Source organism: Rossellomorea sp. NPDC077527 (assembly GCF_044542955.1).
In the GTDB taxonomy this organism is placed as follows: Bacteria; Bacillota; Bacilli; order Bacillales; family Bacillaceae_B; genus Rossellomorea; species Rossellomorea aquimaris_E.
Window position 1 is genome coordinate 848466 of the sequence record NZ_JBITVL010000001.1, and the last position, 20294, is coordinate 868759.

A 20294-nucleotide genomic window follows, 5' to 3' on the forward strand; every position below is an offset into this window, starting at 1 on the left:
GTTTTCGGTGCATTCTGGAGGTGTGAAGCGCGCCATGATAACGAAGGGGCGGCATAAGGAAAGGGACGGACCTCGAATCAGCTCTACGTGAGTATCACGTAGTTGCTTAAACGAGGTCCGTCCCTCAACATTATAGTAGTGTCAATATAAGGATGATGAGCAGTGGACCGATGAGGATGATGTATCCCATGGGTCTGGCGAAGTTCAGGGTCCAGCCGACGCCGAAGCGTTTTTCGACGAAGATGGAAGGGTCATCCGGGTTGAAATAGATGAGACCGCCTTTCCAGTATTGATCGTCATCGGCATTGATCACTTCTTGAGATTCTTCAATGATGATTTCAACGTCCAGGTCTGAGTCCTTTTTCCCCACTTTGACTGCAAGGATGACCGTCCCTATCAGGACGAATGCAGAGAAAGCAAGTGGCACAGTGATGATCAGCAGGTCGCTGACGCTGTTTTCATACAAGGTGGTGAATTGCAGGAACGTAAACAGCATGGAAATTAGTATGGAGATGAAGAATAATAGCCAGCTTGTGTATTTTCGTAAACGTAACTGACGGATACGTGATGCCTTGACATTTCCTGCGCTAAGTTTGATGCCGGAATTTCTCGTGAGCTCATTAATGCCGAGGAACATGGCGTTCATCACGAGTAGAACGACTGGCAGCGTCAAGGCAGAAAGATAGGTTTTATCCGTAAATGAATCCGGTTTGCCGTCAGGCCCCCAGTGAGTAGGGATCTGATCTGGAAAGCTGTTGTAATTTAACAAAGTAAAAACCACCAGGCCAATAGTGATCACCATAGGGACGACATAGGCGATCCATGGCAGCATTTCATCCTTCGTTCTAACATTCAACTCAGAAACGCGTACCTGTTTGCGATCCTTGAACCACTTCTTTTCCCGCTTCAATGTTGTCACTTTTATATGAAAGTAAAAGTAAAGAGCCATTGATATAAATAAGATAACAAAAGGCATGAATAACCCAGTAAATATAAGTTGATTATCGGTAGGGTCCGCATTGGTTGACCAGATAAAATAGAGTGCTAAAGCGACGATCGAAATGCAGAAAGTAAGGGCCGCATAAAGCTTTTTGTATTGTCGCAGCTGTTCGTTTCTTACCTCGTCAACAGGTACTGTTACCCCAAACACCACCGTCCGTTTCACAATGAAGGGTATGGCCATTTGAAGAACTGCCAGAAAGCCTGCAGTCACGAAAATAAGTGTCACTTCCACTTGTTATTCCCCCTTAACGTTTAAAATGATGGACGATACTAGTTCTGTAATTTCCTTTTCACTCATGCCGAGGACCAGGGATTCCACTAATACCGGACGCAATTCTTCTGAAATTTGATTGTATCTATGCTGAGGAATCTTTTCCTCGGAAGGTGAACAAATGACCGCGCCAGACTTTGGCACAATCTTTATCACCCCTTTGCTTTCCAATTCATGATAGCTTTTGTTCACTGTATGCATGTTTACACCAAGGTCACCAGCAAGACTCCGGACAGAAGGAAGGATATCCCCGGGCGTCAGTTCACCTCTGACAATTCCTTCCATGATCCCGTTGCGGACCTGCGCGTAAATCGGTGTATCCGATTGAGGTTCAATGTGGATAAACAAAGTTTCACCCCCCATAGTTTTGTTATATGTTTAGTATAACAGAATTGTTCTATTATATGTATAACAAAAAGTGTGATTACCAAAAAAAGTTAGAGTATGGATTGAATTCCCGATATAATTTGATTATACGAAGGATAGAGCAAATTTCCCGAATCACCGACAGTCAGTCAATCGATTTGGGTTGTTCATGGAAGTAAATAAACATACGGAGGAACGATATGAACATAGGAAATCAAAAACTGAGAATAGAAGAGTTACTCAACATCAATGAGCACCTGGATGAAATGTCTGGCTTATTGGTGAAAGTGGTGAATGAAGGTGCATCCATCGGTTTCTTATCTCCGATGCTACAGTCTATATCAGAGGAATATTGGCGGAGTGCCTTGAATCCACATGTTGTTCTGTATGTAGCATGGATGGATGATGTCATTGCTGGGACCGTGCAGCTCCACCTATGCTCGAAACAAAACGGTACGAACAGAGCAGAAATCGCCAAAATGATGGTCAACCCGGAATTCCGCCAAAAAGGCATCGCCAAGAAACTTATGCAAACAGCAGAGAAGAGAGCAAAGGAAGAGGGACGGACCTTGCTCATACTCGATACCGTCGAAGGAGCTCCTTCCAACCATTTATATGCTTCCCTTGGCTTCATTCAGGGAGGACGGATCCCTGACTATGCTGCATCCCCCTATGGGGAATTAGAAGCCACCATCATCTATTACAAGAAGATTTAGGAGGGGGAATAATAGAGTAGGAGGGACGGACCTCTAAACGAGCCTCGGAGAAGTCAGTTTGCCTGTCTTAAGAGGTCCGTCCCTCCAAAATAGTAAAATAGACTCAGGAACGGATTTTTGTGTGGGGCGTAGATGTAGTATACAGAAAGTTTAGGAGGAAGTTATGAGGAGAAATCAATCGTTATGGCTGGTTATGCTGAGTTTGTTGGCTGGTTTTCTTTTTTTGACGGCATGCAGTGATTCGAATGCCAGCAGTGGGGAAACGAAAGCTGATCAAAAAGAGGAAGATCCCTATGACAAAGAAGTAAAGAAAAAGAACGAGGAACTCGGGGAACTGGAATCTCTGAAACTCTCATCCTACAGCGAGGAAATCGGTGTCACGATTGCAGAGCCGACGTACAAAGAATTCGCGGCGAATGGAAAGGTGAGCGTGAACGGAGAAATCGAGAAGTATCAGGACCTGAAATCGGACTTTGCCTGGATCAAGGTCAGGGCCAGTGAGGAAGGACCTTCAGGAAGACAGCTTGAATACTACACACCGATTGAAGACGGGAAGTTCAAACAGAATATCCACTTCTTTAATGGTGAAGGTGAATACCGTGTCACCGTGCAGCTTCCAAGCAAAGACCGTGAGAATTACTATTATGATACCGCGTCCTTTACCGTCCATAATGTGAATCCGGAGGTCAATCGGGATGTGACCATGACACCTTTTGGACATGATGCCGAACTGACTTTAAACACCAAATCAAGCTATTTTAAAGGAAACGAAGTCTTCTCTTTAAAAGGAGAGGCGGACCTCTCGGATGAAGACACCATCATGGTCAGATTAAAGAAGGATTCCGAGAACTGGAAACAGGTTATTCCTGTGAAAAATGGTGAATTCCAGTATGATATCCCGCTTTTTTATGGAAAAGGAATACATGAGCTTGAAGTGCTGGTTCCGGATGGAGACCGGGATAACTACTATCAGACGGCAACGACTCTTCTCATTGACAATGAATCTAATCGTGTGATGAGTCCGATCGACTATTCGGAAACATACCGTGAGCGTGGCGTGACCCTTGAATCCCCGCAATTTGGAGGAGAAGAGTCTGATGGGGAATATACGATCCAGGGGAGCATTGATCCGAAATCGGAGTTCGGTCCTGAAACCACACATGTTTATATTACGACGAAGAAGGGGGAGGACGAAGCGCTTGATGTGATTCCGGTTGAGGATTATACGTTTGACGATTCCTTTTATCTTCGTTTTGGACCAGGTACGTATGAAGTGACCCTCAGTGTACCTGAGATCAAAGAAGAAAACAGTGACTATTTCAGATTTTTCGGTTTTGCAAAATTTGAAGTGAAGTCTACGGGGGAAGATCAACGCGATCTCCTTCCTTCACGTGGTGTACAGTCCGATGCTCCTGAAATCCAGAAGCAGGCGAAAGTTGTAACAGCGAGAAAAACGAGTGACAGGGACAAAGCGAAAGCGATCTACGATTATGTCGCGAAGAATGTTTCCTATGATGTGAAAAAGTATGAAAATGATGACTTTAACTGGGATGACAGTGCATTGAAAACACTGGAATCCAAGACAGGCGTGTGCCAGGATTATGCGTATCTGGCGATTGCCATGCTTCGTGCAAGTGATGTCGAGGCAAGGTTCGTTGAAGGAAGGGCAGGAGGGATTTTCCCTGGAAGACATGCCTGGGTGGAAGCCAAGTTGGATGGGGAATGGATGACAATGGATCCGACATGGGGATCCGGTTACCTAAAGGACGGGGAGTTCGTCCCGGCATTCAACGAAGATTATTTCGAACCGGATATGAATGAATTTAAGAAGACGCATACGCGTACAGGTGTGTCATATTAGAAAAAGGACCAGCTCAGGAGCTGGTCCTTTTCTATAGGTAATAAAAGGTTATATTGAGAATGAAATCCATAAATAGTACACTTGAGTAAGATAGAATCTAAATTCAGGAGAGTCATGAATGTTTTTTATACAAAATAAGAAAACCGTCCTCATACTTTTTATCACAATGATCTTTTTAGAAATCTTGGATTTTTCATGGACAGCAGATGAACACACAACTGGGGAATGGTCACTGGTTCTCCACATAGGCTTAGTGCTGTGTATGCTCACTTTATTATATTCTCTTTTTAGAGGGAATTGGAGTGCTACAAAGGAATTATCCAAGAGTAATAATAATCTGAACAACATTTTTGAGACGCTGGATGTTGCCATTTGGTCTCATGATATGAAATCGGATGTTCTCTTGATCACACCCGGCATTGAGAATTTATATGGATATCCTTTGAACGATTTTTATCAGGATACGCTTCTATGGAAAAAGGTGATTCATCCTGATGACATGCAGGAGTTGGAGAAAAGGGCAGAAAAGCTTTCTTCCGGCCAGGCCTGTGTGAGTATTTACCGGATCATCAGGCCGGATGGCCAGGTTCGCTGGATACAGGATAGAGGAATCCCTACCTTGGATGAACACGGTGAAATGATTTCATTTTCAAGTGTACTGTTTGATATCACCAATCGGAAAGAAAGTGAAGATCAATACCGTAGTTTAGTAGAATTGTCCCCGGATATCATTGCCGTGATCAGCAACCAGTCATTCGACTACATCAATGAAGCGGGGAGCAGGCTGATTGGTGCAGAGAGCCCGACGGACATTCTAAACAGTGATGTTTCCCTTTTTACCAATCTAGAAAATATCAAGAAAATAAGGGAGCAGACAAAAGGCTCGACCGCAGGGGAACGTTTTGAATTGACGGTGTACCCTCTTAAGGGTGAAGACATAGAGTTGGAGATTTCCGCCATGCCCATTTTATATAGTGGGAGAATGGCCATACAATTGGTTGGCCGGGATATTACAAATCGAAAAAAAGCGGAGAAAACGATCCATGCCATGGCCTATTATGACTCACTGACCGGCCTACCAAATCGGAATAAGTTCAAACAATATTTAAGCGGGTCTTTAGATGAATATCCGGATCAATCAATGGCAATCTTATTTCTGGATTTAGATCGCTTCAAGGTCATCAACGATACAAAAGGACATTCTACCGGGGACAGCATATTAGAAAAGGTTGCCTTCCGGTTGAAAAAGGTGGTCGACGACAAAGGGATTGTATTTAGGCAAGGCGGAGATGAATTTATTATCATCCTCTCTAATTTGGATGAACCAAGTGTTACAGGCATGACAAAGGAGATATTACAAACGTTTACAAGCCCGATCGTCATTGATGAACAGGAATTCTTTGTGACACCAAGCATTGGAATCAGCATGTATCCGAAAGATGGAAAAGATCAGGAAAGTTTGATCAAACATGCCGACACGGCCATGTATTTGGCCAAGGACCGTGGAAAGAACAACTACCAGTTCTATTTTCCCGAACTTGAAAAAGTGTCTTCAAGGAATATGGAAATTGAAAATGGTTTAAGGAAAGCGTTGGAACTTGATCAATTCAGTCTCCATTACCAGCCGAAAATGGATCTAAAAACCTTTGAAATTATAGGTGTAGAGGCGTTGATTCGTTGGGAGCACCCTGTATTGGGAATGGTCTCTCCTGCTGAATTTATTCCATTGGCAGAGGAAACAGGCTTGATTATTCCGATCGGCGAGTGGGTTCTGCAAGAGGCGTCTAAACAGAGTAAGGCGTGGGAAAAGAATGGATTAGGCATTATTCCGGTTGCGGTGAATATATCTGTCCGGCAGATCAAAGATGATGGATTTGTTGCGATGGTAGAGGAAACGTTAGAGGATCTTCAATACGAGCCTGAACGACTTGAGCTTGAAATAACAGAGAGCATTATGCAGGATTTTGAAAGATCCACAAGCGTTCTTAATAAGTTAAAACAGTTTGGGGTCATCATATCGATGGATGACTTCGGAACTGGTTACTCTTCATTAAATAATTTAAGGCATCTACCGATTGACAGCATCAAGATCGATAAATCGTTCGTGGATGATATCGTGAAAAGTTCGAATCAGGTTTCGATTGTAAAAGCCATCATAGATATGAGTCAAAATATGAATTTCACGACGATCGCAGAAGGTATTGAAACGGAAGAGCAAGTGTTATTCCTGAAACGAAATGGATGTCAGGTGGGGCAAGGGTATTATTTTAGCCGGCCGCTGCCTGCAGGTGAGTTGGAAGTGTTCTTACGTGAAAGAAAGCGTTCAGTGGGAGTTGTAAATCGGTAAAGAGTAGGTGCATGGGAAGTCATAAAGTGTCAGTTTAGGGGAATCTGCTAAACTGACACTTTATTATTTTGGTGAAGTTTTTTTATGCCACATTAACGTGGGTATTTAAGTAACCTGATTAAGCGAATAGATTCTGATGGAGAATGATCTTATCAGCTTCCATGTCATAGGTAAAAACTCCCATTGGACTAACCATTGTATACTTTACCCCACATCATTTCCTCCCCTTCATTTTTTGCGATTTATAATCATCATAAGAGTCGTGATGATCGAATAAGCTTGTGAGGGACGGACCTCTAGAATGGATACTTACTTTACATAAGATATCCGTATAGAGGTCCGTCCCTCATTTGAAATTCGACGCTTCACAACTTATGAAAAGTAAGTTATTATATAGAAAACTTAATTAAATGAGGTTTTGGATTATGGATTCTTACGATAATAAGATAATAGACGCGATTATGAAAGATTCAAGAATCAAGTGGTCTGATCTGGCAATAACGATTGGACTGAGCGCACCTGCAACGGCGGATAGGGTGAACCGGCTCGTGGAACAGGGTGTAATCAAGCATTTCGGAGCCATCATTGACCCTGCCAGTGTAGGTGCGGAGCTGACGGCCTTTGTGGCAGTATCATTGGAACGCCCAGAGCATCGAGAACCTTTTCTCAAGCTGATCCATGAATTGGATGAGGTACAGGAATGCCACCATATTGCAGGAGATGATGACTATCTCTTGAAAATTAGAAGCAGAAACACGAAGGATCTCGACCGGATCATCAGTCATGAGATTAAAAGTCTTCAGGGCATCATCAGGACAAAGACTACTATTGTGATGGATTCTCATAAAGAAAGTTCTGTCTTGCCGCTACCATCCGATACGCTTTCTTCAGAATAAGGAGAGGAATCAATGACTGCTGCATTATTATTTTTAAAGAGCCTTATTATAGGAGTGGCGATTGCTGCACCAGTGGGACCTGTAGGAATTCTTTGCATCCAAAGGACGCTTGCATATGGGAGGAGGACAGGTTTCATTTCAGGGTTGGGGGCTGCCACCGCTGATGCCCTTTACGGGTTGATTGCTGTTACGGGGCTTACAATGGTTTCCGGTTTTCTTCTGAATCATCAATTCTGGATTCAAGTATGGGGAGGGGTGTTCCTTTTGCTGTTGGGGTGGAAGACATTCACCTCTCAACCTGCTGTATTAAAGGTAGGAGAACCGGATACGACGTCCCCCGTTAAAGGATTTTTGTCCGTTTTCTTATTAACGCTCACGAATCCGATGACAATCCTTGCATTTATTGCGATATTTGGGGTTTTTCGAGTGGCTGGACCAGAGGATTTCCTAACCGCCATGATGGTTGTATTGGGAGTATTTTCTGGATCTGCCCTTTGGTGGGCTGCGCTTGCGTTAGTAGGTGGATGGATAAGTAGCAGGGTCGGGCCTGCTTCATTGAAAATGATAAATCGAGCAGCGGGTATCGTCCTTACGATCTTCAGTGTATTGTTTTTGATTGATTTGATATAAGCACCTATATAATTGAGGGACGGACCTCCAGAACGGATACTTACTTTACATAAGATATCCTTTTGGAGGTCCGTCCCTCTCTGTCTCCCTCTCTTTTGATACCCCTCTAAAATTCTCCATGTTCTTTTCCCCACACATGCATGTGCTGGAGGATGGGCATGAGGGTCATGCCGAGGTCGGTCATGGAGTATTCGACTTTTGGGGGGATGGTGTCGTATTGGGTGCGGTTGATGAATCCGTCTTCTTCGAGTTCTTTCAGCTGCTGACTCAATACTTTATGGGCAACGCCGGGTAGAAGGCGGCGTAATTCATTGTAGCGGTGTGTCCCCTCTGTTCCAAGATGCCAGAGGATGACCGTTTTCCATTTTCCACCGATTTTCCTCAACGTGTATTCGATTGAACATTTCAGTTTTCCTTGTTGATCAACAGATGTATTCATCAAAGACCAGTCCTTTCTTACCTACAGGTTAGTTTCTCACAAAAAAGTGCATTCTTACATTGATTCGCTCAGCTTTGTATAATGAAATCGTGTTAGATGAAACTAATCAAAACGAAGGAGGATTTATTCATGTTACCATATCCAAGATCATTTTCTCATATTGGGCTATCCGTCCCAAACCTAGAAGAAGCCATTAAATTTTACCAAGAGGTATTCGGCTGGTATATCATCATGGAACCTTCCGATGTCGAAAATGATGATACGGCCATTGGACAGATGTGCCGTGACGTTTTCGGAAACGACTGGGAGAAGTTTAGAATCGCCCACATGGCAACAGGAGATAAAATTGGGATTGAACTATTTGAATTCCCTCACAACGAGAAGCCTGAGAATAATTTTGAATATTGGAAGACGGGATTATTCCATTTCTGCATCCAGGATCCCGATGTGGAAGGCATGGTGGAGAAGATTAAGGAACATGGCGGAAAACAACGTATGCCTGTCCGTGAGTACTATCCTGGAGAAAAACCTTATCGTATGGTGTACGTCGAGGATCCATTCGGGAATATTTTCGAAATCTATTCTCACAGTTATGAACTGACGTATTCTGATGGAGCATATTGATTTTTTGTGACGGCACGTTCGAAGTTTGAACGTGCTTTTTTTGATCAAAAAAGGAATTCACTCATAAAAGTAGAACTCATTATAGAGATACAACAAACAAAAAAGTGAGGAATTTCATAATGAAGATCGTAGAGTTACACAAGGATTCAAGCATGTTTGATGAAGCTGTGAAAGTATTCTGGGAACAGTGGGGGAGTGAAGATAATCGAAGGTTCTATGAGGATTGTATGTTCCATTCCTGTCAAACTGAAGAAAATCTTCCACGATTCTATACTGCTTTGGAGGACGGAGAAATCATTGGCACATACGCGTTATTAAGAAATGACCTCAACAGCCGGCAGGATCTTTATCCTTGGTTGGCATGCCTGTACGTAGACCCTGAACATAGAGGAAGAAGACTTGGTTCCATTCTTCTTGACCATGCATTGAAAGAAGCCGATAAAAAAGGCTATAGCAGGCTCTATCTCTCAACAGATCTGGAAGATTATTATGAAAAATACGGCTGGACACATTCAACAGAAGCCGTTGGATTAAGCGGAAAGTCCATAAAAGTGTATGTGAAAGAGACCAATTGATTTTTGAGAAAGCAGCAAAGGAATGGTGATTGTGGACCTTTCCCCTGCTGCTTTTTTGAAGCATCCGCCGTTAGGTTCTTTATCTTCTGGTTATGCCATGAATCTTACAGGAATATGTATATAGAAAAAAAGATAGGGGAGTGGGTTCCATGAAGCATGTTGCAGCGGCAATCTATCTTTCTTTCGGAATGCTTTTCTTGTTTTTACAGGGGTTTGAGGGGTTTGCAAGACCAGAAAATATGAACTTTCTTATATTCTTATTCTTTATGGCCGGTTTACTGTATTTGTACAGGGAAATCCAGGAACGTTTTTCAAAAAAGTAAACATGAAAAAGGCACGCATGGGGATGCGCGCCTTTTTTCTATTATAATCCAAGTGAGATATATTTTACTTCCAAAAATTCTTCGATGCCCTGGTGCCCGCCTTCACGGCCGAGTCCGCTTTGCTTGAATCCGCCGAACGGCGCTTGAGGGGTGGACGGCATCCCGTCATTCAATCCGACGATTCCATATTCCAATTGTTCACTGATCCGGATGCCCTTTGTAATATTTTCAGTGAATACATAAGCGGCAAGTCCATAGATGGAATTATTGGCCCTTTCGATGGCTTCCTCTTCCGTTTTAAACGTTGTGACCGGAGCCACTGGACCGAATGTTTCATCTCTCATACAGATCATGTCATCGTTGACGTTCGTCAACACTGTGGGTTCAAAGTATAATCCCTCTATTCCATTTCCTCCGTAGGCAACGGTAGCTCCTTTGTTTACCGCATCCTCCACATGCTTCCGGACTTTCTCGATGGCGCCCTCATCAATCAATGGACCGATATCGACACCCTCATCCAGTCCGTTACCGACTTTCAGTTCCTTCACTTTTTCAACCAGTTTTTCTGAAAATGAATCGGCAATAGATTCATGAACATAAATACGGTTGGAGCAGACACAGGTTTGGCCGGCATTCCTAAACTTAGAGGCGATGACTCCATCGACGGCTTTTTCTAAATCAGAGTCTGCCATTACGATAACAGGAGCGTGACCTCCGAGTTCTAGGGATATTTTCTTGACGGTGTCGGCTGAGCCTTTCATCAGGACCTTCCCTACTTCCGTGGAACCGGTGAATGTCAGTTTACGAACTCGGGTATCTTCCATCCACGCTTCTCCGATGGATTTCGAATCGCCTGTCACCACATTGATGACGCCTTTGGGGATCCCTGCTTCTTCAGCAAGAGCCGCCATTTTTAACGCAGTCAAAGGAGTCTGGTTTGCCGGTTTGATGACGACCGTACAACCTGTAGCAAGGGCAGGTGCCACTTTACGGGTGATCATCGCAGCTGGGAAGTTCCACGGGGTGATGACGGCTACAACCCCGACCGGCTGTTTATGGACGAATAATCGTTTGTTGCGCTGGGTGGCCGGGATCTGTTCTCCGTAAACCCGCTTTCCTTCTTCGGCGTACCAGGAGATGAACCCGTTGGCATATTGGATTTCACCGAGGGCTTCTTTTAGCGGCTTACCTTGTTCGATTGTCATGGTCCGTGCCAGGTCCTCTTTGTTCTCGTTGATCAAGTCATACCATTTTCGAAGGAGTTCACTTCGTTCATAAGCTGAATATTGAGACCAGTCCTTGAATGCGGTGAAAGCTGCATCAGCGGCTTGCGTGGCCTCTTTTTTACCTCCATTCGGGATGGTGGCAACCACTTCCGACGTGGCAGGATTTATGACCTCCTTCTTATCAAGGTCCGTTCCGGTTTGTTCTCCGTTAATGATGAGATTGTAGTGTTGCATAGTGTTCCTCCTTTTGTAAGTTAGATTCCCATATGCTTATTACTATGTAGTTTGTCTTAAATTTACAATAGTGAATGCGAAGAATCCAGTAATATACTTTGCCGCCTTCTTGATGGGCCATTCACTGTTTAAATACCCTGAGTAAGAGGGAACATAAACCGTATGATAAAAAACAGGGAGGCACCTTAAATGAAAGCGATCATTATCAATCAATATGGAGACAAAGACGTTTTAATGGAAAAGGAGATCAATCAGCCGGAGATTGGAGACAATCAAATCTTACTCGAAAATCATGCCACATCCATCAATCCCATCGATTGGAAGGTGAGGGCGGGGTATTTAAAAGATATGCTCGACTTTACATTTCCAATCATCTTAGGATGGGATGCAGCTGGAGTAATCGCAAAAAAAGGTAAAAATGTAAAAGGGTTTGAAGTAGGAGACCGTGTATTTGCCAGACCGGCCACGACTAGGGAAGGAACATACGCGGAGTATGTAGCAGTAGATGAAGAGCTGCTTGCGAAAATGCCTGAGAGCATGAGTTTTGAAGAAGCAGCGGCCATTCCCCTTGCAGGTTTGACAGCTTGGCAATGTCTGGTGGATTTCGGTGGAATCAAAGAGGGAGATAAAGTACTCATCCACGCAGGTTCCGGTGGAGTCGGAAGCTTTGCCATCCAGATTGCGAAAAGCTTCGGAGCACACGTGGCCACGACAGCAAGCGGGAAAAATGAAGAATTTGTCCGTTCTCTTGGCGCAGATCAGTTCATTAATTATAAAGAAGAAGATTTCAGTGACGTGCTGAAGGGATATGATTTGGTGCTCGATTCCATGGGCGGTGAGGTTCAGTCTAACAGCTATAAGGTATTGAAGGAAAATGGGAAACTCGTTTCGATTGCGCAGCCTCCAAATGAGGAGGAAGCGGCAAAGTATGGCATAAAAGCAGGATTTCTGTGGCTCGATCCTAAAGGAGAACAGCTTGCCAAGCTTGCCGATTTATACGAATCCGGCCAGCTAAAACCCGTGATCGGAGAAACCTTCGAGCTAAGTCAACAGGGACTAAGGGATGCACACGCATTAAGCGAGACGCACCATGCAAAAGGAAAAATCGTGATCAAAGTGAAATAATGAACAGAGAGGGACGGACCTTGGATGCATAGGTCCGTCCCTCAAAACTACTTCATTCCCTCCCCGTAATCCTCGTCCTCCACAATGCTCTCCTGCTCTTCGTGGAATTCCACTTCAGTCTGGCCGGTTACCTGGTCAAAGGGTGTGTAATAGAGAGAAGGGCTTTTTTTCCTGACAAATACTTTATAAAAGCCGACGATCACAAGGATGGTAATGACTGCAGGAAAGCCGACAGCGAATAAACTCAGTCCGGCCATCTTAAGAATCCCCTCCGGAGGTTGTCACGGATAAAGCGGCAATCATTGTTGCCTGCTGTGCCTGGATCATTAAGATACCCTGATATATTCCGATTCTTCCCATAGCCTCATGCACGAATCCTCACATCCCTTTTTATAGCTAGTATGAAATACGAATGAAAGCGGAAAAAGTTTCGTAGGAAAATATGTAAAAGGTGCTTGACGTTAAGTTTCCTTTACACTATGATATGGAAATATAAGGAGGGATCCTTCTTTGAAAAACAAACTAGTGGACTATCGAAAAATATTTGGATACTCCCAGGAACGATTGGCCGCAAGACTAGGGGTATCAAGACAAACCATCATATCGATTGAAAAAGGGAAGTATGACCCTTCTTTGAATCTGGCTTTTCAGCTTGCGCATGTGTTCGAAACGACGATTGAAGAGATTTTTGTCTATGAAGAGAAAGGGGAAAAGAAATTGTGACGAAGGGTTATCTGATTTTAGGCTGGGTTCTGGCTATACAGACCGGTTTCTTGTTCTTCGTGGGCATAATGGCAAAGGAATTTCCATATTTCGCTCTTACTCCTTTGTCCCTGACTGTTTTAAGTTTTTGTATGCATTATCTCTACCCGCAGTTCAAGCATAAGGATGAGCGGATGAAGATGATCAGGGAAAAGGGTATCTTTTATTCCTATTTTGCCATTCTAACTTTTTTCATCATTTTAATGTCGATACTTGGGCTTGAACTGATTGAGCTGACAGCTTTGAATCTAATGTACGTTATAACAAGCCTCACCATCATGACCGTATTCATCTCCATGGTCATCATGGCGAAGATCTACTAAGAGAGAGGGACGGACCTTCTAAGCAAAGGTCCGTCCCTCTCTCTTAATCATTTCTGTTGTTGACTTCGTAGGCGGCACGGATAGCGGATTCGATGGCCCCTTCGACCCAGCCGTGGAATGGGGAGGTGTGTTCTCCGGCAAAGTGGATGCGGTGCTCCGGGAGGTACAGATGATCAGAGAAGTCCGTTGCCTGGTTGGGGGCGAAGAGGGTGAAGCATCCTGCGGAAAATTGGTTTTCCCCCCAACTGTAGGAGGCCCCTTTTGAAAATTCTTTGTATACTTGTTCCCCGTATATTTTATACAGTCCCTGCAGTGCTTCACGGATTCGCTCATCCTCAGGCAGGCTATTCCACAGATTGGCATTTTGGCCCCAGCTGTAACTGCCGAGCATTACACCAGGACCTGAGGACCCGATACCATGGCTTGGCCGGTACGTATACCGGATGGGAAGATCCGTAATGATATTCCCTATTTTGAAGGATTCCCAGAACTTTGATTTGAACTCCAACCCTATCTTGACAGATGAAACATAATTCAGTTCCCGTATCGCCTTCCATTTTTGGAAGGAGATGGATTCATAGGGATGAACATCGATAAATTGAAAAACAGAATAAGGGACGGTCACGATGGTGTAATCACCCTCAAAACGATGATAACGGTTTGTCGTGCGGTCTCTTGTGATGACCTCAACGCCGTCATCCTTTTGAAGGATCCCATGTACTTTATGAGAAAAGATGATATTCTGCTGAAGCTCTGGCAAAAAAGAGTAAGGAAGTTTGTCATTCCCTCCATCAATTTCGTAAAACTTTAATTTTTCATTGAAAACCGTACGGACGATATCCAATAAAATATCAACAAAAGAGAGTTCTGGGAATCCTTCGATACCTAATAAGACTTTTACGATCCGGATAGCTTCGGGGGAGAGAGAGGTACCAATTGGGTTGGAACGTAAGAATACATCGAATGAATAATGATCAAACTTTAACCGTAATCGCTCTTGTTCTTCAGGACTTGCTTTTTCGTACAAGTCCAAGAATGGTTTCACAGCGGAGGATAATAATTCGACAGCCGTTTTTCCCTGTTCTTCAGGAGGTAAAGGATAATTGAAGATATCCGGATTACTGTTGTAATTCGAATCGGTCGTTTGGATGCCATTTACGAGGTAAAGGTCACTTTTATTGATGAATTCATTGGTCGGTAAGTTGAATTTACGGATATATTCAAAGACTAAATCATGAGTTTCCGGAAATCGCATAGCTCCGACATCGAGGTATTGACCTTCTGAAAAAGGCTCTCTCAGCGTATAAACCCTTCCACCGATGCGGTCACTTCCCTCAAGGATGGTGACGGAATGACCCGCCTTTTTTAATAAGGATCCTGCAACCATTCCGGCCATGCCAGCCCCGATAATGATCACTTTCTTTGGTTCTTGTGTGGGAACCAATCCATTCCTCACGATGGACACCATATCTTCTGGATAAGAAAGATCACCATAATTGTGGTCATCAGCTCTATTTCTCATTTTTTTCCCCCGTTCGCCAACGCTTTACTCTATATGTATATGATTGGAAATCAGGAGAATAGAAGATGTAGATGTAGTTCCTATGCTCTAACTTCAAAAGAGAGAGGGACGGACCTTTGATGCAAAGGTCCGTCCCTCTTCGAACTCAGTCTTCCTTGCTGTCTTCGAGGACATATTTAAGTTTGGCCAATTTATTGGTCCAGAACTGTTCATAATACGCTAGCCAGTCCTTCAGTTCTGCCAGCGGTTCGGGCTGCAGGCGATAGATTTTCTCCCTGCCGACCTTTTCCCCGTGGACCAGATCGGCTTCAGAAAGGATGGTCAGATGCTTTACGATGGCGGTACGGCTCATCGGAAAATGGGAAGTGAGAGCGGAAATGGGCATCTCTTTTTCAGAAAGCAGGCGCAGCACTTCCCGACGGGTCGGGTCTGCAATTGCCTGAAATACGTCATGTTTAACGGCAGACACTTATCCTTCCACAACCTTCCGAAGTCTCTGTTCTACTATACCGACCCAGCCGTTTGCCATGCGTTCCCGGATAACGGAGCTTTTTTCGTTAGGTTTAAAAACAACGGCATCATCATGCTTCCAGCCACCATGGATCACTGTGAACTCTGTTTGATTGCCAACTTCTTTTAATCGGAATTCCACAAACCATCCATCCGTATCCCATGAGAACGATAGCTTATGGGGAGGGTCTATCTCCAATACTTTACAAGGCGAAGGTCCAAAAGGGGACTGAATATGAAATTCGTGTCCGACTTCAAGTTGAAAATCATTGGGCATAAACCATGAAGAAATCCCTTCTGATGTGGAAACCGTTTCCCATACTTTTTGAATAGGCGCATTAAAAAGCGCTGTTTGCTTAATATCTTGAAGTTGGTTGCTTTGATTTGACTGCATAGTTGTCGCCTACTTTCTGTGTTTTAATATAACACCAATTGGTTTCATATCCAATGATATAACACCAAATGGTTTCATGTCAATCGAAGAAGGAGAATGGAGAAAAAATGTAGAAGTAAAGTCTTGATGAAGGTTAGTATGACACGCTTATATACAATTAAACCATTTTACTGAAACAACCGGTCACTGAATCGCACAGAATGACCGGAGCATATCCAATCAGGATGGTACATTAGATGTGTAGGGAGTAGATAAACAATGGAAATGCTGCATAGGATGAATGACTGTATTCAATACATTGAGGACAATCTTGAAGGAGAAATTGAGTTGGAGGAACTTGCCCGGCTGTCACTCCATTCGAAGTTCCATTTTCAAAGGATGTTTTCTTTAGTCACGGGCAGTACTGTGGCCGAATATATCCGGAGGAGGAGACTGACCTTAGCGGCACAGGAACTGAATCGTCCGAACGCCAAGGTCATCGATGTTGCTTTCAAATATGGATATGAAACACCTGAATCCTTCTCAAAAGCCTTTCGGAGAGCTCATGGTGTATCCCCATCCCAGGTGAGGGAAGCAGGAACTCCTTTAAAGGCATTTCCACGTATATCCTTCCAAATCCAACTTAAAGGGGAAGTTGAAATGGATTATAAAATTGTCGAGAAAGATGCGTTCCAAGTGATAGGAAAAGGAAAAAGGGTATCAACCTGTAATGGTCAAAATTTGCAAGACATTCCGGCCTTCTGGGATGAAGTCAATACGTCGGGATTGGACCGGACGATTTGTGAAGCGGCAGGAAATGACGAAATGCTCGGAATCTGTATGGAATTTGATCATCCAAATGAAGAGTTTACGTATTTTATCGGGGCTGGGAAAAAGACTGATCAAGACCATTCACTGGAGGTAAAGGAGATCCCTGCATCCACATGGGCGGTATTTGAATCCGTCGGTCCCATGCCGGGCGCGATCCAGGCTGTATGGAAGCGCATCTTCTCGGAATGGTTTCCATCCACAGGTTATGAGCATGGAAATGGCCCTGAGTTTGAGTTGTATCCTCCAGGAAATCCGAATGATGAGAATTATCGGTGTGAGGTATGGGTTCCAGTTATGAAAAAATAATGTTAGTTTGCCTCCAATCTCAGATTGGGGGCTTTTGTTTTAATTAAGAGTAGAATCTTCATTGGAAAAGAAGTTATTTCCAACTTCCATCGTTATTGTTTTTTTGAATTCAACATGTTACTATAAAGTCACATATTAAATGTGACCATTTAATCACATGTTATTTAACAACGAAAGGATCGTTAAGATGAAAGACGAACTTTCCACTTTGTTCAAGGCGTTGGGACATCCTATTAGACGGGAGATTCTTGACCTTTTGAAGAAGTCAGCAAGAACGACAGGCGAACTGAATGAATTCTTCCCCGAGGTGACAAGATATGCGATCATGAAGCATTTAACCATCCTCGAGGAAGGAAATTTGATCGTGGTGAAGCGCGAAGGCAAATTCCGGCGTAACTACCTGAACGCGGTTCCATTGCAGGAAATGCACAACAGGTGGGTTGGGAAATATATGGAGTCCACTGCCAATTCATTGCTGAAGCTGCGATCATTAGCAGAAAATAAAGGAGGAGAAGAAACAATGGAACAAAGTAAAGCTTTCCGTATTGAACAAGAAGTCATGATTGATGCACCACGTGAACAGGTGTTTAAAGCGTTAACCGAGCAGGCAGGGGACTGGTGGGAATTTAAATTAGCCCCTGAGGGAGTATCTTCTCAATTCACATTCGATGCTGTACCCGGCGGTCAGTTCATCGAAAAATGGCGGGAGGATGAAGGAGCTCTGTGGGGAACAGTGTACTATGTGAACGCCCCGGAAGAAATCCGTCTGCACGGTCATCTCGGAATGCAAGGGGCAGTAAACAGTGCGTATACGTATCGGTTGATTGAAAAGGGTGAATCCACCTTGCTGCAATTATCCCATGCAGCGTCAGGAGTCATTGAAGAGGACTGGGAAGAAAAGCATTCGGAAGGGTGGATCTATTTACTCGGAACCCTTTTAAAAAATTATGTCGAAAGGAAATAAGGCCATGGTAGATGTCATAACCGACATAACGATACAATGTCCGATTCAAAAGGTTGCAGAGTATGCTGCTGACCCGGATCATGCACCGGAATGGTATGTGAACATTGATTCGGCAGAATGGAGGACGGAAAAGCCTTTATCCTTACATTCTCAAATTGCATTCAAAGCCAGATTTTTAGGGAAGGATCTTTCCTATGTATATGAAATCAAGGAGTTAATCCCTGGACGGAAGCTTGTGATGAAGACTGCAAACGGACCGTTCCCAATGGAAACCACCTATGAGTGGGAGTCGATTGATGACCAAACGACCAAAATGACTTTACGAAACTGTGGAAACCCGACTGGATTTTCTAAAGTGATGACTCCTTTAATCTCTACGATGATGAGAAAAGCAAATAGGAAGGATTTAAAAAAAATCAAAGAAATCCTTGAAAACGAATAAAAAGGAATCTGCCCAGGTCATGGGCAGATTCCTTGTCTATTTAATCACTACATAAGGCCTCATCATCTCATAATCCTCATGCTCCAATATATGACAGTGCCAAACATACAACCCGGTATAAGGTCCGAATGAAACGATGATGCGGGTCATTTCCCATGGATTCGCACAAACCGTGTCCTTCCACCCCTGTTCATTAGGTTCAGGCTTGATACGTGGACCGGTTGGGACGACCCTTCCTTCCTTTTGGTAGATTTCCTTATCGAATGTCTGGCGGTCCAGAATTTGAAAGCGAACCAAGTGTAAATGGATGGGATGGGAACCTTCCGTTACATTGATGAAGCTCCATATTTCAGTACTCCAAAGATGAGGCATTTCAGTAATCGGATCATCCCATAATTGATTGTTTAATAGATGTACCTCCCGGCCAAATTGATCGTGCGTCATATTCAACAGAAGATTTCTCGTGCGGGAAGCATTTCTCTTCTTTAATTTAGGAACAAATTGCAGTGAATTTGGTATCTTGCTTGTATCTTCACTCTGGAGCTGCTTCAACACGCGGAACTGCATCAGGACACCCGTCGTGTTAGGATCCGGCAAGGAACCGTTTGGAAACGGTGCTGGGGCATGGTTGAGGATCGTGATGTATTCTCCATCCAGAGAAGAAAAGTCCATGATGACATCTGCGCGCTCAGCAGGAGCAAGCAAAATCTTTCGAACGTGGACTGGTGCAGAGAGAAGCCCCTGATCAGATCCGATTTGTATGAATGGTGTACCGTTTGAGAGGGAAAGCTGATACGTCCGGGAATTCGATGCGTTGATCAATCGAAACCGATAACGCCTAGGCTCGACTTCAAGAAATGGCCAAACCTTCCCGTTAACCAGAATCGTATCCCCGAAGAAATTAGAAAGGGTGGAGGAACGGACACCTGGAATCGGTGGTTGAGGTTCGGAAGGATAATAGAGGGAGCCACCGTTATGAAAGGAGCGATCCATGATCACAAGCGGCACGTCGTATGAATGGGCAGGCAGTGATAACGCTTCCTCTTCTTCATCGTGGATGATATACGCTCCCGCGAGTCCAGCATATATATTCAAACGTGTAATTCCGATAGCATGGTCATGGTACCAGAGGGTGGTGGCCTGCTGCTGGTTGGGATAGGTGTATACTTTCCCAGGGAAGAAGGGGCCTGTCTCTTTAAATCCTTTTGTAAACCAGGCATCAGGATAACCGTCACTCGTATCAGGTGTTGCCCCTCCGTGGAGATGGACGACGGTACGGACTTCGGGCTGATTTTTCCCTGCCCCATGGACGGTGATATCGATAGGAAGGAAATGTTTCATTGGAAGTTCGTTTTTCCACAATACCCTCACCGTTTGATTGCGTTTTACCTTAAAGGTAGGTCCGGGAAATTGCCCGTTGTACCCCCATATTCTAGTAGGGGGAAGATCCCGGTGAAGTTGCTGATGCCCTTCTTTCATGGTCACCTCATAAAACATTGAACCCTTGTGAATAGAGATAGGTTGAATCGTTTCCATGACAGGAAGCGGGTCGACAAATTTCTCTAGCATCATAGATCCTCCTCTATTGGCACTATTACTCCATATGTATGGTGATTGATATTGAAA

23 protein-coding genes are annotated in these 20294 nt (G+C 44.0%); 14 read left to right on the forward strand and 9 right to left on the reverse strand.

Annotation, left to right across the window (positions count from 1 at the left end):
• Nucleotides 1-130: 130 nt before the first annotated feature.
• Nucleotides 131-1234: a DUF1648 domain-containing protein gene (locus ACIGG7_RS04335; protein ID WP_397548961.1), complete on the reverse strand. Its 1104-nt coding sequence runs from the start codon at nt 1232-1234 to the stop codon at nt 131-133.
• Nucleotides 1235-1237: 3 nt separating this feature from the next.
• Nucleotides 1238-1621 carry a GntR family transcriptional regulator gene (locus ACIGG7_RS04340; RefSeq protein WP_397548962.1) on the reverse strand — a complete coding sequence of 128 codons (384 nt, stop codon included), beginning with the start codon at nt 1619-1621 and terminating at the stop codon, nt 1238-1240.
• A gap of 218 nt (nt 1622-1839) precedes the next feature.
• Here ACIGG7_RS04340 and ACIGG7_RS04345 point away from each other — a divergent pair, with 218 nt between their 5' ends.
• The 5 genes from ACIGG7_RS04345 (at nt 1840) to ACIGG7_RS04365 (ending at nt 8089) form a co-directional block, all read left to right on the forward strand.
• Nucleotides 1840-2355, forward strand: a complete 516-nt coding sequence (locus ACIGG7_RS04345) for a GNAT family N-acetyltransferase (RefSeq protein ID WP_397548963.1) — start codon at nt 1840-1842, stop codon at nt 2353-2355.
• Between the two features lie 163 nt (nt 2356-2518).
• Nucleotides 2519-4216: a transglutaminase domain-containing protein gene (locus ACIGG7_RS04350; protein WP_397548964.1), complete on the forward strand. Its 1698-nt coding sequence runs from the start codon at nt 2519-2521 to the stop codon at nt 4214-4216.
• 118 nt (nt 4217-4334) lie between these two features.
• Nucleotides 4335-6563 carry a sensor domain-containing protein gene (locus ACIGG7_RS04355; protein WP_397548965.1) on the forward strand — a complete coding sequence of 743 codons (2229 nt, stop codon included), beginning with the start codon at nt 4335-4337 and terminating at the stop codon, nt 6561-6563.
• A 425-nt stretch (nt 6564-6988) separates the two neighbouring features.
• Nucleotides 6989-7459 (forward strand): Lrp/AsnC family transcriptional regulator, encoded by a 471-nt coding sequence (locus ACIGG7_RS04360; protein WP_397548966.1) that lies wholly within the window; start codon nt 6989-6991, stop codon nt 7457-7459.
• Nucleotides 7460-7471: 12 nt separating this feature from the next.
• Nucleotides 7472-8089: a LysE family translocator gene (locus ACIGG7_RS04365; RefSeq protein ID WP_397548967.1), complete on the forward strand. Its 618-nt coding sequence runs from the start codon at nt 7472-7474 to the stop codon at nt 8087-8089.
• A 106-nt stretch (nt 8090-8195) separates the two neighbouring features.
• On the opposite strand, the gene ACIGG7_RS04370 is transcribed toward ACIGG7_RS04365, so the two are convergent.
• The gene (locus ACIGG7_RS04370; RefSeq protein WP_397548968.1) at nt 8196-8528 is read right to left on the reverse strand and encodes a winged helix-turn-helix transcriptional regulator; all 333 of its coding nucleotides are present in this window, start codon (nt 8526-8528) and stop codon (nt 8196-8198) included.
• Nucleotides 8529-8657: 129 nt separating this feature from the next.
• On the opposite strand from ACIGG7_RS04370, the gene ACIGG7_RS04375 reads away from it, so the two are divergent.
• The 3 genes from ACIGG7_RS04375 to ACIGG7_RS04385 all read left to right on the forward strand — a co-directional run bounded on the left by ACIGG7_RS04375 (nt 8658) and on the right by ACIGG7_RS04385 (nt 10050).
• The gene (locus tag ACIGG7_RS04375) at nt 8658-9152 is read left to right on the forward strand and encodes a lactoylglutathione lyase family protein (RefSeq protein WP_224943015.1); all 495 of its coding nucleotides are present in this window, start codon (nt 8658-8660) and stop codon (nt 9150-9152) included.
• A gap of 119 nt (nt 9153-9271) precedes the next feature.
• Nucleotides 9272-9727: a GNAT family N-acetyltransferase gene (locus ACIGG7_RS04380; RefSeq protein WP_224943018.1), complete on the forward strand. Its 456-nt coding sequence runs from the start codon at nt 9272-9274 to the stop codon at nt 9725-9727.
• A gap of 149 nt (nt 9728-9876) precedes the next feature.
• Nucleotides 9877-10050 (forward strand): hypothetical protein, encoded by a 174-nt coding sequence (locus ACIGG7_RS04385; RefSeq protein WP_224943021.1) that lies wholly within the window; start codon nt 9877-9879, stop codon nt 10048-10050.
• A 41-nt stretch (nt 10051-10091) separates the two neighbouring features.
• Here ACIGG7_RS04385 and ACIGG7_RS04390 read toward each other — a convergent pair whose 3' ends face one another.
• Entirely contained in the window at nt 10092-11510 is a 1419-nt protein-coding gene (locus ACIGG7_RS04390) for an NAD-dependent succinate-semialdehyde dehydrogenase (RefSeq protein WP_397548969.1), read from the reverse strand.
• A gap of 189 nt (nt 11511-11699) precedes the next feature.
• On the opposite strand from ACIGG7_RS04390, the gene ACIGG7_RS04395 reads away from it, so the two are divergent.
• Nucleotides 11700-12635: an NADP-dependent oxidoreductase gene (locus tag ACIGG7_RS04395; RefSeq protein WP_397548970.1), complete on the forward strand. Its 936-nt coding sequence runs from the start codon at nt 11700-11702 to the stop codon at nt 12633-12635.
• A 47-nt stretch (nt 12636-12682) separates the two neighbouring features.
• Here ACIGG7_RS04395 and ACIGG7_RS04400 read toward each other — a convergent pair whose 3' ends face one another.
• On the reverse strand, nt 12683-12892 hold the full coding sequence (locus ACIGG7_RS04400) for a DUF3951 domain-containing protein (protein ID WP_397548971.1): 210 nt from the start codon (nt 12890-12892) through the stop codon (nt 12683-12685).
• Between the two features lie 253 nt (nt 12893-13145).
• Between ACIGG7_RS04400 and ACIGG7_RS04405 the strand changes: the two genes are divergently transcribed.
• Nucleotides 13146-13358: a helix-turn-helix transcriptional regulator gene (locus ACIGG7_RS04405; RefSeq protein ID WP_224943029.1), complete on the forward strand. Its 213-nt coding sequence runs from the start codon at nt 13146-13148 to the stop codon at nt 13356-13358.
• Complete coding sequence (locus tag ACIGG7_RS04410; RefSeq protein WP_397548972.1) at nt 13355-13720, forward strand: permease; 366 nt, start codon at nt 13355-13357, stop codon at nt 13718-13720. Before ACIGG7_RS04405 ends, ACIGG7_RS04410 begins: the two co-directional genes overlap by 4 nt.
• Nucleotides 13721-13763: 43 nt before the next feature.
• Here ACIGG7_RS04410 and ACIGG7_RS04415 read toward each other — a convergent pair whose 3' ends face one another.
• From ACIGG7_RS04415 to ACIGG7_RS04425, 3 genes are all read right to left on the reverse strand, one after another.
• Nucleotides 13764-15242 carry a flavin monoamine oxidase family protein gene (locus ACIGG7_RS04415; RefSeq protein ID WP_397548973.1) on the reverse strand — a complete coding sequence of 493 codons (1479 nt, stop codon included), beginning with the start codon at nt 15240-15242 and terminating at the stop codon, nt 13764-13766.
• A 145-nt stretch (nt 15243-15387) separates the two neighbouring features.
• Complete coding sequence (locus ACIGG7_RS04420) at nt 15388-15711, reverse strand: ArsR/SmtB family transcription factor (protein WP_397548974.1); 324 nt, start codon at nt 15709-15711, stop codon at nt 15388-15390.
• Entirely contained in the window at nt 15712-16146 is a 435-nt protein-coding gene (locus tag ACIGG7_RS04425; RefSeq protein WP_397548975.1) for an SRPBCC family protein, read from the reverse strand.
• 258 nt (nt 16147-16404) lie between these two features.
• On the opposite strand from ACIGG7_RS04425, the gene ACIGG7_RS04430 reads away from it, so the two are divergent.
• The 3 genes from ACIGG7_RS04430 (at nt 16405) to ACIGG7_RS04440 (ending at nt 18668) form a co-directional block, all read left to right on the forward strand.
• Nucleotides 16405-17262, forward strand: a complete 858-nt coding sequence (locus tag ACIGG7_RS04430) for an AraC family transcriptional regulator (RefSeq protein ID WP_397548976.1) — start codon at nt 16405-16407, stop codon at nt 17260-17262.
• Between the two features lie 187 nt (nt 17263-17449).
• A complete protein-coding gene (locus tag ACIGG7_RS04435; protein WP_397548977.1) occupies nt 17450-18226 on the forward strand; it encodes an SRPBCC domain-containing protein in 777 nt (258 codons plus the stop codon).
• 4 nt (nt 18227-18230) lie between these two features.
• Entirely contained in the window at nt 18231-18668 is a 438-nt protein-coding gene (locus ACIGG7_RS04440) for an SRPBCC family protein (RefSeq protein ID WP_397548978.1), read from the forward strand.
• A 36-nt stretch (nt 18669-18704) separates the two neighbouring features.
• Here ACIGG7_RS04440 and ACIGG7_RS04445 read toward each other — a convergent pair whose 3' ends face one another.
• A complete protein-coding gene (locus ACIGG7_RS04445) occupies nt 18705-20240 on the reverse strand; it encodes a multicopper oxidase family protein (protein WP_397548979.1) in 1536 nt (511 codons plus the stop codon).
• Between the last annotated feature and the right edge of the window lie 54 nt (nt 20241-20294).

What these genes read in the sequence shown, in the direction of transcription:
- ACIGG7_RS04415 (WP_397548973.1), bottom strand. Translation starts at nt 15,242, where the DNA reads ATGAGAAATAGAGCTGATGACCACAATTATGGTGATCTTTCTTATCCA.
- ACIGG7_RS04430 (WP_397548976.1), top strand. Translation starts at nt 16,405, where the DNA reads ATGGAAATGCTGCATAGGATGAATGACTGTATTCAATACATTGAGGAC.
- ACIGG7_RS04360 (WP_397548966.1), top strand. Translation starts at nt 6,989, where the DNA reads ATGGATTCTTACGATAATAAGATAATAGACGCGATTATGAAAGATTCA.
- ACIGG7_RS04445 (WP_397548979.1), bottom strand. Translation starts at nt 20,240, where the DNA reads ATGATGCTAGAGAAATTTGTCGACCCGCTTCCTGTCATGGAAACGATT.
- ACIGG7_RS04385 (WP_224943021.1), top strand. Translation starts at nt 9,877, where the DNA reads ATGAAGCATGTTGCAGCGGCAATCTATCTTTCTTTCGGAATGCTTTTC.
- ACIGG7_RS04350 (WP_397548964.1), top strand. Translation starts at nt 2,519, where the DNA reads ATGAGGAGAAATCAATCGTTATGGCTGGTTATGCTGAGTTTGTTGGCT.
- ACIGG7_RS04395 (WP_397548970.1), top strand. Translation starts at nt 11,700, where the DNA reads ATGAAAGCGATCATTATCAATCAATATGGAGACAAAGACGTTTTAATG.
- ACIGG7_RS04400 (WP_397548971.1), bottom strand. Translation starts at nt 12,892, where the DNA reads ATGGCCGGACTGAGTTTATTCGCTGTCGGCTTTCCTGCAGTCATTACC.
- ACIGG7_RS04370 (WP_397548968.1), bottom strand. Translation starts at nt 8,528, where the DNA reads ATGAATACATCTGTTGATCAACAAGGAAAACTGAAATGTTCAATCGAA.
- ACIGG7_RS04365 (WP_397548967.1), top strand. Translation starts at nt 7,472, where the DNA reads ATGACTGCTGCATTATTATTTTTAAAGAGCCTTATTATAGGAGTGGCG.
- ACIGG7_RS04425 (WP_397548975.1), bottom strand. Translation starts at nt 16,146, where the DNA reads ATGCAGTCAAATCAAAGCAACCAACTTCAAGATATTAAGCAAACAGCG.
- ACIGG7_RS04375 (WP_224943015.1), top strand. Translation starts at nt 8,658, where the DNA reads ATGTTACCATATCCAAGATCATTTTCTCATATTGGGCTATCCGTCCCA.
- ACIGG7_RS04345 (WP_397548963.1), top strand. Translation starts at nt 1,840, where the DNA reads ATGAACATAGGAAATCAAAAACTGAGAATAGAAGAGTTACTCAACATC.
- ACIGG7_RS04440 (WP_397548978.1), top strand. Translation starts at nt 18,231, where the DNA reads ATGGTAGATGTCATAACCGACATAACGATACAATGTCCGATTCAAAAG.
- ACIGG7_RS04435 (WP_397548977.1), top strand. Translation starts at nt 17,450, where the DNA reads ATGAAAGACGAACTTTCCACTTTGTTCAAGGCGTTGGGACATCCTATT.
- ACIGG7_RS04380 (WP_224943018.1), top strand. Translation starts at nt 9,272, where the DNA reads ATGAAGATCGTAGAGTTACACAAGGATTCAAGCATGTTTGATGAAGCT.
- ACIGG7_RS04390 (WP_397548969.1), bottom strand. Translation starts at nt 11,510, where the DNA reads ATGCAACACTACAATCTCATCATTAACGGAGAACAAACCGGAACGGAC.
- ACIGG7_RS04355 (WP_397548965.1), top strand. Translation starts at nt 4,335, where the DNA reads ATGTTTTTTATACAAAATAAGAAAACCGTCCTCATACTTTTTATCACA.